Origin of the sequence: Roseomonas marmotae (genome assembly GCF_017654485.1) — a bacterium.
In the GTDB taxonomy this organism is placed as follows: domain Bacteria; phylum Pseudomonadota; class Alphaproteobacteria; order Acetobacterales; family Acetobacteraceae; genus Pseudoroseomonas; species Pseudoroseomonas marmotae.
In genome coordinates this window covers 2,660,452-2,674,295 of the sequence record NZ_CP061091.1, presented here as the reverse complement: position 1 = coordinate 2,674,295, position 13,844 = coordinate 2,660,452, and the positions used below count along the sequence as shown (strand labels likewise).

The 13,844-nt window shown below is 70.6% G+C and carries 11 protein-coding genes; 3 read left to right on the top strand and 8 right to left on the bottom strand.

Annotation, left to right across the window (positions count from 1 at the left end):
• Positions 1 to 60 precede the first annotated feature (60 nt).
• Genes cydX through IAI58_RS12600 form a run of 3 tightly spaced genes read right to left on the bottom strand, consistent with a single transcriptional unit; the run spans position 61 to position 2,926 of the window.
• Entirely contained in the window at positions 61 to 183 is a 123-nt protein-coding gene (gene cydX / locus IAI58_RS12610; RefSeq protein WP_207445452.1) for a cytochrome bd-I oxidase subunit CydX, read from the bottom strand.
• Between the two features lie 12 nt (positions 184 to 195).
• Entirely contained in the window at positions 196 to 1,344 is a 1,149-nt protein-coding gene (cydB, locus tag IAI58_RS12605) for a cytochrome d ubiquinol oxidase subunit II (RefSeq protein ID WP_207445453.1), read from the bottom strand.
• A 13-nt stretch (positions 1,345 to 1,357) separates the two neighbouring features.
• Positions 1,358 to 2,926, bottom strand: coding sequence for a cytochrome ubiquinol oxidase subunit I (locus IAI58_RS12600; protein ID WP_207445454.1), 1,569 nt, complete (start codon positions 2,924 to 2,926; stop codon positions 1,358 to 1,360).
• An 85-nt stretch (positions 2,927 to 3,011) separates the two neighbouring features.
• On the opposite strand from IAI58_RS12600, the gene cydD reads away from it, so the two are divergent.
• The gene (gene cydD, locus IAI58_RS12595) at positions 3,012 to 4,739 is read left to right on the top strand and encodes a thiol reductant ABC exporter subunit CydD (protein WP_237182203.1); all 1,728 of its coding nucleotides are present in this window, start codon (positions 3,012 to 3,014) and stop codon (positions 4,737 to 4,739) included.
• 6 nt (positions 4,740 to 4,745) lie between these two features.
• Positions 4,746 to 6,392 carry an amino acid ABC transporter ATP-binding/permease protein gene (locus tag IAI58_RS23295; RefSeq protein ID WP_272874766.1) on the top strand — a complete coding sequence of 549 codons (1,647 nt, stop codon included), beginning with the start codon at positions 4,746 to 4,748 and terminating at the stop codon, positions 6,390 to 6,392.
• A gap of 25 nt (positions 6,393 to 6,417) precedes the next feature.
• On the opposite strand, the gene IAI58_RS12585 is transcribed toward IAI58_RS23295, so the two are convergent.
• From IAI58_RS12585 to IAI58_RS12565, 5 genes are all read right to left on the bottom strand, one after another.
• Positions 6,418 to 7,431: an NAD-dependent epimerase/dehydratase family protein gene (locus tag IAI58_RS12585; protein ID WP_207445455.1), complete on the bottom strand. Its 1,014-nt coding sequence runs from the start codon at positions 7,429 to 7,431 to the stop codon at positions 6,418 to 6,420.
• 5 nt (positions 7,432 to 7,436) lie between these two features.
• A complete protein-coding gene (locus IAI58_RS12580) occupies positions 7,437 to 9,683 on the bottom strand; it encodes a glycosyltransferase family 4 protein (RefSeq protein ID WP_207445456.1) in 2,247 nt (748 codons plus the stop codon).
• A gap of 105 nt (positions 9,684 to 9,788) precedes the next feature.
• On the bottom strand, positions 9,789 to 10,817 hold the full coding sequence (locus IAI58_RS12575; protein WP_207445457.1) for a potassium channel family protein: 1,029 nt from the start codon (positions 10,815 to 10,817) through the stop codon (positions 9,789 to 9,791).
• A gap of 51 nt (positions 10,818 to 10,868) precedes the next feature.
• On the bottom strand, positions 10,869 to 11,375 hold the full coding sequence (locus IAI58_RS12570; RefSeq protein ID WP_207445458.1) for a cupin domain-containing protein: 507 nt from the start codon (positions 11,373 to 11,375) through the stop codon (positions 10,869 to 10,871).
• Positions 11,376 to 11,413: 38 nt separating this feature from the next.
• Complete coding sequence (locus IAI58_RS12565) at positions 11,414 to 12,976, bottom strand: D-aminopeptidase (RefSeq protein WP_207445459.1); 1,563 nt, start codon at positions 12,974 to 12,976, stop codon at positions 11,414 to 11,416.
• Between the two features lie 215 nt (positions 12,977 to 13,191).
• Here IAI58_RS12565 and IAI58_RS12560 point away from each other — a divergent pair, with 215 nt between their 5' ends.
• A complete protein-coding gene (locus IAI58_RS12560) occupies positions 13,192 to 13,833 on the top strand; it encodes a PEP-CTERM sorting domain-containing protein (RefSeq protein WP_207445460.1) in 642 nt (213 codons plus the stop codon).
• The last annotated feature ends 11 nt before the right edge of the window (positions 13,834 to 13,844 follow it).

The window sequence follows — 13,844 nt, the reverse complement described above, 5'->3', positions numbered from 1 at the left end:
ACCCGCCGGCAGCGCATGGCGGGGTGGCCGCGGCGGCCGGGGCCGCCGCGGCGCGGGAGGTCAGTGGGAGGCGGGATGCGCCTCGTCATCCTCCTGCGGCAGGTGGAACTCGTGCCAGATGCCGTTCAGCACGCCGAAGCTCACCGCCAGGCCGAGGCCCAGTATCCAGGCGAAATACCACATGGTCCTGTCTCCTCAGTAGAAGTGGGGGTTCTCGGCGACGTCGCGGCTGGTCACGCGGCCCCAGAGCACCCGGTAGACCCAGGCGGTATAGGCCAGGATCAGCGGCAGGAAGACCACGGTGACCACCAGCATGATGAACAGCGTGCGGTGGGAGGAGGAGGCGTTCCAGACCGTCAGGCTGGAGGCCGGGTCCACCGAGCTGGGCAGGATGAAGGGGAACATCGACAGCCCGACCGTGCTGATGATGCCGAGGGTCGAGAGGGAGGAACCGGCGAAGGCCGGCACTTCCCAGCCCGCGCGGATGCCCAGCAGCGCCAGGGCGGCGCCGCCGAAGCCCAGCGCCGGGGCGATCATCATCCAGGGATAGGTCTGGTAGTTGGCCAGCCAGGCGCCGGCCGCGGCGACGGTGCCGGAGCGCAGCGGGTTGGAGGGGCCGGCCGGGTCCACCGCGCTGGTCAGCTGGAAGCCCATGTCGCCATAGGCCACGAAGGCCCAGCCCGCGGCGAAGAGCAGCAGCGAGAGCACGGCCGCCACGGTGCCGAAGGCGCGGGCGCGGTCATGCACCGGGCCGCGCTCGACCTTGATGCTCAGGAAGGCCGCGCCGTGCAGCACGATCATGGCCACCGAGAGCAGGCCGCAGAGCAGGGTGAAGGGGGTGAAGAGGCCAAGGAAATGGCCGTCGTAGAAGGCCCGCAGGTCGCTGTTCAGCCAGAAGGGCACGCCCTGCAGCACATTGCCGACCGCCACGCCGAAGACCAGGGCGGGGACGAAGCCGCCGATGAACAGCGCCCAGTCCCAGCGCGCGCGCCAGGCGGCATCGGGCTTCTTGGAGCGGTACTTGAAGCCCACGGGGCGCAGGATCAGTGCCGCCAGGACCACGAACATCGCGAGGTAGAAGCCGGAGAAGCTGACGGCATAGACGAAGGGCCAGGCGGCGAAGATGGCGCCGCCGCCCAGGATGAACCAGACCTGGTTGCCTTCCCAGGTCGGGCCCACGGTGTTGATCACCATCCGCCGCTCCACATCCGTGCGGGCGACGAAGGGCAGCATGGCGGCGACGCCGAGGTCCCAGCCATCAGTGAGGGCGAAACCGATGAGCAGCACGCCCATCAGCCCCCACCAGATCAGCCGCAGGCCGGCGTAGTCGAAGGGGAAATCCATGACCCGTCCTCCTTCAGGCGGTCATCGGCGTCGCGGGCAGCGCGCCGGGTTCGGGCTGCGGATCCTCATGCGCCGCGAAGGGGCCGCGGCGCACGGTGCGCAGGATCAGGCCCACCTCGATCACCGCCAGCGTGCCGTAGATCACGGTGAAGCCGATCAGAGTGATCCAGAGCGAGGTGCGGGAGAGGGAGGAGACGCCCAGGAAGGTGGGCAGCACACCCTCGATGGCCCAGGGCTGGCGGCCCATCTCGGCGATGATCCAGCCCAGCTCGGCCGCGATCCAGGGCAGCGGGATGGCGGCCACGCAGAGCCACAGGAACCAGCGCTGGTCGAAGCGGCGCATCGAGCAGAGCAGGAAGGCCGTGGCGAAGAGCGCGATCATGGCGAAGCCGATCATGGCCATGATGCGGAAGCTCCAGAACATCAGCGGCACGTTCGGCACGGTGTCCCAGGCCGCCAGCTCGATCTGCTCGGGCGTGGCGTCACGCGGGTCTTCCACGTAGTTCTTCAGCAGCAGCCCGTAGCCGAGGTTGCGGCCATGCTGCGCGAAGACGGCGCGGGCTTCCTGGTCCTCGGGGTTCTGCTTCAGCACTTCCACCGCGCCATAGGCCTGCTGGCCGGAGGCGATGCGTTCCTGCGCCAGCAGCACCAGCTCGGACATGCCCGTCACCTCCTTGTCGAGGCTGCGGGTGGCGATGACGCCCAGCACCCAGGGGATGTTCACGGCGTATTCGGTGCGCCGGTCCTGGAGGTTGGGCATGCCGAAGAGCGTCAGCCCGGCGGGCGCAGGCTCGGTGTGCCAGGCAGCCTCGATGGCGGCCAGCTTCATCTTCTGGTTGTCGGTCAGCGCGTAGCCGGACTCATCGCCCAGCACCACGACGGAGAGGGAGGAGGCGAGGCCGAAGGCCGCCGCCACCGCCATGGAGCGCCGCGCGAAGCCGACATGCCGGCCCTTCAGCAGGTAGAAGGCGGAGATGCCCAGCACCATGACGGAGGCGATGACATAGCCGGCGCTGACGGTATGCACGAATTTCGCCTGGGCGATGGGGTTCAGCAGCACCGCCGCGAAATCCACCACTTCCATGCGCATGGTCTCGGGGTTGAATTCGGCGCCCACGGGGTTCTGCATCCAGCCATTGGCGACCAGGATCCAGAGCGCGGAGAGGTTGGTACCCAGCGCCACCATGAAGGTGGCGAAGAGGTGGCCGAGCTTGCTCAGCCGGTCCCAGCCGAAGAACATCAGCCCGACGAAGGTGGCCTCCAGGAAGAAGGCCATCAGCCCCTCGATCGCGAGGGGGGCGCCGAAGATGTCGCCGACATAGTGCGAGAAGTAGGACCAGTTCGTGCCGAACTGGAACTCCATCGTCAGTCCGGTGGCGACGCCGAGCACGAAGTTGATGCCGAAGATCGTGCCCCAGAACTGCGTGATGGTGCGCCAGATCTGGCGCCCCGTCATCACGTAGACGCTCTCCATGATGACGAGCATGAAGGCGAGCCCCAGGGTCAGGGGCACGAAAAGGAAGTGATACAGCGCTGTCAGCGCGAACTGTAGTCGTGATAGGTCGACGACACCGGGATCCATGGCTTGCTCCGCCGTTGCAGCGCCGCACCGGACAAGGGCGCGGTTTGCTCGGCGCGCTTGTTACGTGCAGTTGCCCGGCACCGCCTTGACCTTGATCAAGGCATTGCGAGGCCGCCGCGCCTATGTCTCCGCCATGTCCCAGCCCACCCCCGACAAGCAGACCACCGCCCGGCGCCGCGCCTGGCTCCGGACCGCATCGCGCGAGGGGGGACGCTGGAACGCCGTGGCTTCCGGCCTGCTCTGCCTGGACGGGCTGGCGGCCATCGGCTTCGCCGCCGCGCTGGCCTATGGGCTGAATGCCCTGGCGGCGGTGCCGGAGCAGGGGCTGGCGCCATTGGTGCCCTGGCTGCTGCTGGGCCTGGGCGCGGCGCTGGCGCGGGGGCTGCTGGGCAAGCTTTCGATCCGCGCCGGGGCGGAGGCCGCGCGGCGCGCCAAGACGGCGCTGCGCCGCCGGGTGGTGGTGGCCAGCCTCGCCATCCCGCCGGGGCAGCGGCCGGCCACCGGCGCCCTGCTGCATGCCTCGGTGGATGAGGTGGAGGCGCTGGACGGCTACCTCGCCCGCTTCCTGCCGGCCCGGCACGCTGCGGCGCTGGTGCCCTTCATCATCCTGCTGGCGGCGGCCTGGGCCAGTCCGGTCAGTGCTGCCATCCTGCTCTTCACGCTGCTGCCCTTCGTCCTGGCATTGGCCCTGGCCGGCGGCGCGGCGGCGGATGCGCAGCGGCGGCAGTTCTCAGCCCTCTCGCGCCTGTCCGAACTCTTCGCCGACCGCGTGCGCGCGCTGCCGGTGCTGCTGGCCTTCGGGGCCGAGGAGCGGGAGGCCGGCCGGCTGGGCCGCGCGGCCGATGAGCTGCGGCGGCGCACCGTGGGCGTGCTCCGCATCGCCTTCCTCTCCTCCGGCGCGCTGGAATTCTTCGCCGCGCTCTCCGTGGCGCTGGTAGCGGTCTATGCCGGCTTCAACCTGCTGGGCCTGCTGCCTTTCCCGGTGCCGGAGAAGCTGGACCTGACCCGCGCCTTTTTCGTGCTGGCGCTGGCGCCGGAATTCTACGCGCCCATGCGCCGCCTGGCCGCCGCCTATCACGAGAAGCAGGCGGCCGAGGTGGCGGCCGACCGGCTGATGGTGCTGGAGGATCTCGCCCGCGCCCCCACTGGCGCGGCGCCGGTCCTGGACCGGGCGCCCGAGATACTCTTCCAGGGCGTGACCGTCCGTTATCCCGGCGAGGACCGGCCGGCCCTGTCCGATTTCAATCTGCATGTCCGCCCTGGGCAGGTGGTGGCGCTGATGGGCCCCAGCGGCGCCGGCAAGAGCACCGTGCTGAACCTGCTGCTGGGCCTGGCGCCGTTGACGGAGGGCGAGGTGCTGGTGGACGGGCTGGCGCTTTCCGAGGCCGGGTCCTTCGCGCCGTCCATTGCCTGGATGGGGCAGGCGCCGCTGATCATCCCCGGCAGCCTGGGCGAGAATATCGCCCTGGCCCGGCGCGACGCACCGCTAGAGGCCTTGGCCGAGGCGGCCGAGCAGGCCGGGCTGGGCGCGCTGCTGCGCGGGAGGCAGGGAGGGCTGGACGCGCGGCTGGATGAGCGCGGCAGCGGGCTTTCGGGTGGCGAGCGGCGGCGGATCGCGCTGGCGCGGGCCCTGCTGAAGCCGGCACCCATCCTGCTGCTGGACGAGCCCACCGCGCACCTGGACGCCGCCGCCGAGGTCGCGCTGATCGAGACGATCCGCCGCGCCGCCTGGGAGGGCCGCCGCACCACCCTGATCGCCACGCATTCCGAACGGCTGGCCGCCATGGCCGATGCCGTCATCCGACTGGATTGACGCCAGATGTCCACGCCGCTTCGCCATATCCTCGCCGCCGAATGCGCGCGCCAGCGGCCGCGCCTGATCCTGGCCGGCCTCTTCGCCGCGCTGGTCTCCATCGCCTCCGTGGTGCTGCTGGGGCTTTCCGGCTGGTTCATCACCGCCGCCGCGCTGGCGGGCCTGGCCGGGCAGGCCGCCGTCATGGCCTTCAACTACATGCTGCCCAGCGCCGTCATCCGCCTGCTGGCCATCATCCGCACCGGTAGCCGCTATGGCGAGCGGCTGGTGGGGCATGACGCGGCGCTGCGGGCGCTGGCGCGGCTGCGCCCGGCGCTGTTCCGGGGGCTGGCGGCTTCGCCCCCCGCCACCGCGCTGGCCCTCTCCACCGGAGAGGCGACGGCGCGGCTGGTGGGCGATGTGGACGCGCTGGAAGCCGACCTGGTGCGGCGCTCCGCCCGCTGGGGGATGCTGGCTTCGCTGCTTTCGGGCGTGGCGCTGCTGCTGCTGGCGGGCGTCGGGCCGGCCCTGGCCGCCGCGCTGGCGCTGGCGCTGGCGGTGGCGGGCGCGTGGCGGCTTTCCCTGCGGCTGGAGGAACGGGGGCGGGAGGCCCAGCGCGCCGCCGGCCGGCTGAAGGACGAGCTGGCCATGCTGCTCTCCGCCGCGCCGGAACTGCGGGCCTATGGGCTGGAGGGATGGGCCGCGGATCGCGCGGCGAGCCGCAGCGGCGACCTGGCCCTGGCGCAGCGGCAAGCGACGGCCGGCTCCGGCTGGTTCGAGCTGCTGCAGGCCGGGATGACCGGCACGGCGGCGGTGGCGGCCCTGGCATTGTCGGACCCGGCCAACCTGCCGATGGCGGCGCTGGCCGCCCTGGGCGCGGCCATGACCGTGGACGGCGCCGCCGGCTTCATCCGCGCGCTGGAGCGTCGGGGCAGCGTGCGGGAGGCCGAGGCACGGCTGGAGACCATGCTGCGGCCGGACGAGGCGGCGGAGCAGGTGCCGGGCCGGACGATGGCCTACCCGCCTTCCATCGGCCTGAAGGCGCCGGCCGCCTTCCTGCGGCCAGGCACGGTGGCGGGGCTGGTCGGCCCTTCCGGCTGCGGCAAGACGAGCCTGCTGGAGACCCTGCTGCATCTGCGCGAACCCAGCCCCGGACAGGTCTGCCTGGGCGGCATGGACCTGGCGGAGTTGCACGCCGGGGCCGCCCGCCGCTGCTTCTCCCTGGCGCCGCAGGACGCGGCGCTGCTGGCGGGCAGCGTGCGGGACAACCTGCTGCTCGCGGCGCCCGAGGCCGACGAGGCGGAGATGTGGCGCGCGCTGCGCGACGTGGCGCTGGAGGAGCGGGTGGCGCGGCTGCCCGGCGGCCTGGACTGCTGGCTGGGCGAGAATGGCGCGCGCCTCTCGGGCGGGGAACGCCGCCGGCTGGTACTGGCCCGCGCCCTGCTGCGCCCCGCGCCCTGGCTGCTGCTGGATGAGCCGACGGAGGGGCTGGATACCGCGACCGAGACGCTGGTCCTGCAACGGCTCCGGGCGCGGCTGGCCAAGGAGGGGCGTGGCGCGCTGATCGTCACGCACCGGGCCGCGGCGCTGGAGATCTGCGACACGGTGGTCCGCTTCGACCCGGCCATGCCCGCCGGCCGGACGGCACAGGCGGAGCTGGTCGGCGCGGGTTGAGCGGGGTCCGCCGGAAGGGAAGCGCCTAGCGGATCTGGTGGTACTGCCGGAACCACTCGACGAAGCGCCGCAGACCTTCCTCCAGCGGCGTGCGGGGCGCGAAGCCGATGGCGGCGCGGAGGGCGGAGACATCGGCCCAGGTGCGCTCCACATCGCCGGGCTGCATCGGCAGGTCGCGCCGGTTCGCCTTGCGGCCCGTCAGCTTCTCCAGGATCGCCAGGAAATCATCCACCTTCACCGGCGTGTCATTGCCGATGTTGAAGATGCGGTGCGGCGTGGCGGGGGCGACGCGGCCGGGTTCGTCAGGCTCGGCGGGCGGGCGCGTGGCCAGGAGGGCGATGGCCTCGACGATCTCGTCGATATAGGTGAAGTCGCGCCAGAGCTGGCCGTGGTTGAAGACCGTGATCGGCGCGCCGGAGAACAGCGCCTTCGTGAAGCTCCAATAGGCCATGTCCGGCCGGCCCAGCGGGCCATAGACCGTGAAGAAGCGCAGGCCCGTGGCGGGGATACGGTAGAGATGGGCATAAGTCTGCGCCATCAGCTCATTCGCGCGCTTGGTGGCGGCGTAGAGGGAGACCGGCTGCTCCACCGCGTCCCGCTCGCTGAAGGGCACCTTGGTATTGGCGCCATAGACCGAGGAGGAGGAGGCATAGACGAGGTGACGCACCGGCGTCTCCCGCGCGGCCTCCAGCACCTCCAGGAAGCCATCGAGATTGGCGGCGGCATAGGCGCGCGGATTCTCGATGGAATAGCGCACGCCGGCCTGTGCCGCGAGATGCACGACATAGTCCGGCTTCGCACCGCGCCAAAGGCCGGAGAGCGCGCCGGCTTCGGAAAGCTCCAGCTGATGGAAGGAGAATTGCGGATTCGGCCGCAGCCCGTCCAGCCGCGCCTGCTTCAGCGCGGGGTCGTAGTAGGGGTTGAGGTTGTCGCAGCCGGTGACGCGCGCGCCCTCGGCCAGCAGGCGGTGGCACAGATGGGCGCCGATGAAGCCCGCCGCTCCGGTGACCAGCACATGCGCACCTGAAAGGGATGTCATCTCGCTCACTCCGGCCTCACGCTTGCGAAGTTCAGGTTTTCCAGGAAGGCCAGCCGGGCGAGGTGGTCGTCCTGCCGGCACAGCATGAAGCCGCGCAGCCCGATGCCGAGGCGCCTGGCCTCGCCCTGCCGCAGAGCGTGGAGCCCTTCGCCGCTGTCGATTTCCGCTTCCAGCACATGGGCGGCGGTGGCGGGCAGGTCGAAGACGCAGGTGGCGCTCTCCTCCGCCCGGAAGGGCAGCGTGAACAGCGTGGCCGGACCCCCGTCGCTGCTGAAGCGCAGCCCGATCTCCATGGCCCGGGCGGGGGCCTCCATCTCCAGGTAGAGGCGCAGCGGCGCGCCGGCGGCCCCGTCCGGCAGCGGCAGGCGCAGGGTGGCGATGCCGGCGGCGCAGGAGACGCCCCAATCCTCCTGCGGGTACCAGCCCGGGCCTTCCCGCACCAGGTCGGCCATCACGGGTTCCAGCGCCAGCTCGGTATTGTCCTGGCGTTGCAGGCCGTAGCGGCGGCCGAGTTCCAGCGCCACGCGGTCCAGCGCCGGCTGCGCCGGGCGGGCGGCCAGAGCACCCAGCGCCTCCAGCGCGTGGTCCCGCACGGCGTCCCAGCTGCGCGGGCGGCCCTTCTGCCGCGCCACTGCCTCCCGCGCCGCGCGGTAGTCTGGGTCCAGCATCAGCCGTTCCAGCGTGGCGGTCAGTTCCGGCAGGCTCTGCGGGGCGAAATAGAGGGCAGCATCGCCACCGGCCTCAGTCAGCGCCGAATGCGCGGGGGTGACGACGATCTTGCCATGCGCCAGCGCCTCAGTGATCGGCAGGCCCCAGCCTTCGTAGTAGCTGTTATAGACGGTGAAGGCGCAGCGGTCGTAGAGCGCGTCCAGCTCCTGATCCGAGACCTGCGGCATCAGCAGCACATGGCCCTGCAGTTCCGGTGCGTTGCGCAGCAGGTTCATCGCCGCCTCGGCATGCCAGCCGGGCTTGCCGACGCAGACCAGCCGCGGCACCGCCTGCGGCCCGTGCTTGCGGATCAGGTTCAGCCAGCCCGTGAAGACCAGCAGGTGGTTCTTGCGGCTCTCCAGCGTGGCCACGAACAGGGCGAAGCTCTCGCCCTCCCGGATCTGGCGCAACGCGGCGAGGCTGGTCTCCGCCGCCGGGCCGGGAGGCGGGAGCAGCCCGCGCGGATCGGCATCCAGCCGCACCACATGGGCAGGCGGGGTGGTGCCGGGCAGCAATGCCTCGATGAAGCGCTCGGTATCGCGGCGCGTATTCTCGGAATTGCAGAGCAGCCCATGGGCATGCAGGCTCAGCGCGCCGAACCAGCGCACATAGTCCTGCACCAGCGGCTTCAGGCAGTGTTCCGGCACGATCAACGGCACGCAGTCATGCACGAAGGGCACGTAGCGCAGCCCGCTCTCCCGCTGCGCCATCCGCAGCACGCGGAAGTAATCCGGCATGCTCCAGGAATTGCCGAGATTGACCAGCAGCGCATCGCGCGGGAACCGCAGCGGCGGCATGTTGTTCACGCGCCGCCGCATGGCGTCGCGCAGCCGCGTCCAGTCGCCATCGGCGGGGTCGGAGCCGGAGGCGGCGAGGTTGCAGAGCCGCAGGAAGCCGTTGCGGTCCACCGCCCGCCAGCAGCGTTCCCGCAGGTCGAAGCAGGCGAGGGTGATGCCCATGCCCGCCGGCGCCCCGGCCAGGGCGCGGGAGACGATGCCGATCTGCACGCGCTGGATGCCCGTGGGCGTGCGGCGGTCGTTGAAGTAGAGAAGGACATCCGTGATGTCGAAGACGAGGTTGATCTGGGTCTTCGCCACAGGCTCGGCCGGCAGGCTCCAGCCAGGTTCGTCGCCCGCCAGCACCGCGCGGTCGGCGGCCTCGACCTCCGGCCCCGTCAGCCATTCGGCGGTGGCATCGGCCTCGCGCCGGGCGTCGCGGTTGCCGGGCGCCATGGCGGCAGCACGGGCATAGGTGCGGGCGGCATCCCGCCAGCGGCCCAGCACCTTCAGGGCATGGCCGATCTGCACCTGCAGGTCGGCATCCTCGGGCGCATGGACCTCGGCATCGCGGTAGCGGGCCAGGGCCTCGGCCACATGGCCGGCTTCCTTCAGGCAATGGCCTTCCTGGACCAGGATCTGCCAGGCATCCGGACGCAGGATCACGAACTGGCGATAAGCCTCGGCCGCCGCCAGCCAGTCGCGCGCGGCGCGGTGGCTGTCCGCCACTTGCAGCAGCGAATCCGGATCTATGAGGGAAGAGGCCATGCCGTGGTCAGCACCCGTTTGCCGGAGGAGCAGGAGCCGACTGGTAGAACAGGGGCGGGACGGGCGCAACGCCGGCCCGGGGCCGCCCAGGGGCGCCCGGCCATCTCATTCCCGGTGGGAGACGATCTCCACGATCGTGTCGCCGGGCTGCAGGCTGCGGATTTCCGGGTCGGAGAAGCTGAAATACCGGTCCTTCCGGTACACCCGCACCCCCAGGCCGGTCTGGATCGCCGTCAATGGCCGGCCGACCTCGTCCGGCGTCACCTGCCGTTCGCGCAGCGAGATGCTGCCGCCGGCGGAGGCCAGGTCCGCGAGGTAGGCGGCGATATGCCGGCCGTTGGTGGAGCCCGCCAGCAGCAGTCCCGCGAAGCTGGCGGGATTGATGACGGTATCCGCGCCGGCCTGCCGGGCCAGTGGCTCGTTGTCCTCGGCGCGGATGACCACGCTGATCGGTACATGCGGCGCCAGCCGGCGGGCCGTCAGCACGATCAGGACCGAGGTATCGTCCCGCCCGGCGGAGACGATCAGCGAGGCGGCGCGGTTGATCTGCACCGCCTCCAGCGTGGCATTGCGGGTGGCGTCGCCCTCCAGCACCGCCAGGCCGCGCGCGGCGGCGGCTTCCAACGCCAGGGTGCGGGGGTCGACGACGACGATGGAATCCGGGGAGGTGCCACGCCGCAGCAGCTCGCTCACGGCCTCCGCCCCGCTGGTGCCATGCCCCGCCACCACGGTATGGCCGCGCAGGTTCCGCTGGATCATGCCCATGCGCCATTTCTCCCAGAGATGTCTCAGAACGAAGTCATAGGCGGTGCCCAGGAAGATCAGCCACAGGAAGAGGCGGATCGGAGTCAGCAGGAGGGCGTCGAAGAGCCGCGCGCGCGTCGTGACCGGGACGATGTCGCCATAGCCCACCGTGGTGATGGTGATCATGGTGAAATAGATGATGTCGGCGAAGCTGACCTCGCCGTCGACATTGTCCCTCAACCCGCTCCGGTCGATCCATTGGATGGCGACGGCGATGGCGATGAGGACCAGCACCAGCAGGATGCGCCAGAGCAGGGATACCCAGACCGGGGCCCGGCTGTTTCGCCGCAGATGCAGGAAAGGGCGGCGGCGGCGCGAGGGGAGAAGCATCGGCTATTCCTACCGCATCCCCGCATGCGCGGGCAGATCCTGTATCCGGCCTCAGCAGGTCCGGGCGGCGCGCCAGATCCTGTCGAGGCCGTCCTGGCGGCCCAGCAGCGGGTCGGCCTCCGGCACCGGCACGGCGGTGATGGCGCGCAGCACCGCCGCGTGCTCGGCCGGGTCGCCGCGGCGGATGTCGTAATCGGCGCCGCCGGGATAGGCGCCGACGACCAGCAGGTCGGGGCTCTGACCCATGTTGCGATGCGCGACCCCGGCGGGGATGACGGCCACATCGCCCGCCCGCAGCGGCACCGTCTGGCCGGAGGGGCCGCCGAAGGCGACCTGCACCTCACCGGCGGCGATGCCGATCACCTCATGCGCGATGCTGTGGAAGTGGTGGTAGTCGAAGATGCCGTCGCGCCAGGCGTTGGACCAGCCATTGGCGGCGAAGGCCCTTTCCATGGCCGCCGCCTCCGGTGGCAGCGCGGCGCGGTAGAGCAGCAGCGGGAGGGGCGAGTTGGGGAAGCGTCCGTCATCGGTGAAGAGCAGCGTCTCGGGCAGGGCCATGCCGGGATAACGCCGTGGCGGCGGGGCGGATGCGGGCGCTAGGCGCGCCGGTAGGTCAGCCCCCGTGCCAGCCAGCAGCCGACCTCCACCTCCGTCACCCGGCCGGCGCCATTCCGGCGGAAGGCCAGGGTCCAGTCGCCGGGCGGGGCGTGATCCAGGGCGCGTGGGCAGGGCAGGGCCCAGAGGTCGGCCGCGATGGGGTCCAGCAACTCCATCCGCCCCTGGCCCAGGAAGCCGGAAAAGGCCCCATAGAGCGCGCCGCCGGCATCCTCGACCGTCAGCTCGGCCTCCAGTTCGGCGCAGCGATAGCGGCCGGCGGCATCCAGCGCCGGGGCGCCGGTGGCGGGGATGAGACGGCTGGACTGGTTCTCCTGCGGGCGCTCCATCCAGAGCCCGTCCCCGGCGGGGCGCAGGCGGGTGCGGGCGGGGCCGGCGGCGGTGCCATTGGCCTGCAGGTCCAGCTTCTCCGGCGAATGGCCGTAGCGCAGCAGAACCTGGCCCTCCGGCAGGGCCTCCACCCGCGCGGAGAGGCCGGTCTCCGGCTCGACATAGGCGCCGGTCCAGGTGGGTGCGGGCAGGCCGGCCGTGGTGGCCGGGGGCAGGTCTTCATCCAGGGCCGCGGCCAGCAACCGCAGCGCCGCCGCATGGGGGTCCGAGAGGTGGTTGAACAGCACCACCACCGAAAGCCGCTCGGAAGGCATATGCAGGCGCTGGCTGCGCCAGCCGCGCAGCGCGCCGCCATGGCCGGTGACGGGCCGGCCCAGCACGGTGCCGCGGCTGAGGCCGAAGCCATAGCTGGCGGGATTGCCATCGGCGAAGGCGGTGGGGGCGGAGAGGCGGTTGTAGAGGCCCTCCGGCTCGTCCCGCGTCGCGTCGATGAAGCGCTCCCAGGCGATCATGTCGTCCAGGCTGGCGCCGATGCCGGCGTCGCCGGTCCAGAGGATGCGGTTCTCGGCGGCACGGAAGCCGCCGGCCTGGCTGCCCTCGTAGCCTTCGGTGCCATCGGGCATCGCGCGGGTATCGGCGGCCAGCAGGGCGGTCTCCATGCCGGCGCGGGCAAAGATCCGCTCGCGCAGCAATTCACCGAAGCCGCGCCCCAGCCGCTCCTGCAGGATGTCGCTGATGAGGCGGAAATTCTGGTTCACATAGGAATAGCGCGTGCCCGGCGCGAAATGCAGGCGGCGTGTGCCGGCAATCAGCCGCGCCGCCTCCGGGTCGCCGAAGGGGGCCTCGACCGGCGAGCCGTGCAGCATGGCGACGGCCCAGTAGTCCCGCAGGCCGGACTGGTTGTGGCAGAGATGCAGCAGGCCGGGCGGGGCATCCTCCAGCAGCGGCAGGCGGGCGCGGAGATCGGCGTCCAGCACCGAGGGATCGGCGAAGCTGTCCAGCAGGAGGCCGCAGGTGAACTGCTTGCTGATGGAGCAGATGCGGAAGAGCGTCCGAGGCGTGAAGGGAATGCGGCGTTCGGCATTGGCCCAACCCCAGCCATGGCGCAGCAGCACCTCGCCCTGCCGCAGCACCGCCACCGCGCCACCCGGACCGGGAAAGGCCTGTGGAAGCGATTGGAGGCAGCGGTCGAGACGCGTGGAGAGGCTGGACATGGCACCCAGTCTCCGGCCCATCAGCAGGGCCGTAAAGAGCTTCGGCGTGACATTCCTGTAAATTTCGCGACGTATATGTAACGTCAAACGAATTTTTACACGTCCCGGAAAATGATGCTGATGATCATCGTTAACGCACTATAAATATTTGATTTTTTAGGCTGGCACGGCTGTTGCTCCAGGCTGCACCACAGTAATTCTGAGTGGAGGTGCCGATGTCTGTCGGTCTGAAGAAAGCCCTTGTTGCCGCGGTCGCTGCTGGAACGTTGAGCCTGGGCACGATCGGTATGGCTGAGGCCGCTGCGGTCCAAACCAGCCGCGCCACCTGGGAGGCAGCCGCCGGCGCCTTCACCGAGACGACGAATTTCAACGGGGATGACTTCACCACCACCTCAAGCCTCTCCCTGCTGGGTAATACGGCGCTTGGCTTCAGCGCCCCGGTGCAAAAGCGCACGGTGGGCACAAGCTGGTCCAGCTGGTCAGGTGGCTATACCGGCACCGTCTTCGCCTATTTTGGCGATACGCTTTCCGTCAATCTCGGTGCCGACCTCACCGGGTTCGGGCTGGAGATCGAGCCGAATGCCTTTGGCATCTATGTCGTCGATGTCCTGCTGGACGATGGCACCAAGATCTCCCAGTCCATCGATGGCATGGGTGGGGCGAAGTTCTTCGGCTGGCTGGGGGATGATGTCCTCGGCTTCACCATCCACGCCGCCGCCGGCGCGAACGGCTTCGCCTTTGGCCGCTTCGTGGAAGGATCGGCCAAGCCGGAGCCGGTGCCGGAGCCGGCCTCGCTGATGCTGTTCAGCATCGCGCTGCTCGGCCTCGGCGTTATCTACGCCAAGCGGCGCCGCTAAGGGCGCGGGCG

Excerpts from the sequence above, each read along its gene's own strand:
- IAI58_RS12570 (WP_207445458.1), bottom strand. The coding sequence starts at position 11,375 with ATGGCCCTGCCCGAGACGCTGCTCTTCACCGATGACGGACGCTTCCCC.
- IAI58_RS12575 (WP_207445457.1), bottom strand. The coding sequence starts at position 10,817 with ATGCTTCTCCCCTCGCGCCGCCGCCGCCCTTTCCTGCATCTGCGGCGA.
- cydX (WP_207445452.1), bottom strand. The coding sequence starts at position 183 with ATGTGGTATTTCGCCTGGATACTGGGCCTCGGCCTGGCGGTGAGCTTC.
- IAI58_RS12560 (WP_207445460.1), top strand. The coding sequence starts at position 13,192 with ATGTCTGTCGGTCTGAAGAAAGCCCTTGTTGCCGCGGTCGCTGCTGGA.
- IAI58_RS23295 (WP_272874766.1), top strand. The coding sequence starts at position 4,746 with ATGTCCACGCCGCTTCGCCATATCCTCGCCGCCGAATGCGCGCGCCAG.
- cydB (WP_207445453.1), bottom strand. The coding sequence starts at position 1,344 with ATGGATTTCCCCTTCGACTACGCCGGCCTGCGGCTGATCTGGTGGGGG.
- IAI58_RS12565 (WP_207445459.1), bottom strand. The coding sequence starts at position 12,976 with ATGTCCAGCCTCTCCACGCGTCTCGACCGCTGCCTCCAATCGCTTCCA.
- IAI58_RS12580 (WP_207445456.1), bottom strand. The coding sequence starts at position 9,683 with ATGGCCTCTTCCCTCATAGATCCGGATTCGCTGCTGCAAGTGGCGGAC.
- IAI58_RS12600 (WP_207445454.1), bottom strand. The coding sequence starts at position 2,926 with ATGGATCCCGGTGTCGTCGACCTATCACGACTACAGTTCGCGCTGACA.
- IAI58_RS12585 (WP_207445455.1), bottom strand. The coding sequence starts at position 7,431 with ATGACATCCCTTTCAGGTGCGCATGTGCTGGTCACCGGAGCGGCGGGC.